The sequence below is a fragment of the Vibrio sp. 1288 genome, from assembly GCF_033344475.1.
Genome location: NZ_JAWPOX010000584.1, coordinates 1 through 674, shown reverse-complemented (window position 1 = coordinate 674; position 674 = coordinate 1). Strand labels below are relative to the sequence as shown.

General features: G+C 39.8%; 1 pseudogene. It reads right to left on the bottom strand.

The annotated features are described in order from the left end of the window. Window positions 1-112, bottom strand: a pseudogene (locus R8O11_RS28165) (DOPA 4,5-dioxygenase); the annotation flags it as partial. Between the last annotated feature and the right edge of the window lie 562 nt (window positions 113-674).

The following is a 674-nucleotide window of genomic DNA, read 5'->3' as shown; positions in this document are numbered from 1 at the left end:
CGACCAATGGATACACGCGCAACACATCTTGACGCTCTTGGCGGATGATCTCATTCAGAGCTTGTGCTTTTTCCAATTGTTGCAAAGGAAAGTAAACGTGAACGTGGTACATAACTTCTCCAATCTGAATTCTAAGTGTTGCACTCCCCCGTCGTTCAAAGCCCGTGTAGCCATCTAAACACTGAGCCACACTAGGTTCGAATTAACGCCGCTTAGGCACGTTGGAATCCAAACTTCTTCAATTGACTGCCACCCTACCTTGATTCCGTCTGATTGGGAAGAAGTTATCTTTCTGCAACAAATAAATCTACGACACTCAAATACTTTAGCTTTGTTTGTCAAATTTCACAGCCCAATTTTGTTGCCACTTTGTAAGAAATGAAGGTGATTAAATTCAGCCTTTGAAATGAATAATATAAGAAACCAGTCTTTTACTCTGCGAAAATGGGGTGTAAGCAAAACTTTACTGATGGGTTAAAGTCGAATTAAAGCACAATTTAACATTTTGTTTACACTTACTGTATCTGGTTATACCAAGATTGAATCAGAGGGTTGGGCCAAGTGAATAGCAGTCAACACGAGGTCTTGCGTTTTAAAACAATGTGTTTTTCAAACAAGAAGCGGTGTGAGATACAAATGGTGTAAAGGACAAATAGATACATCAAACGCTCGAT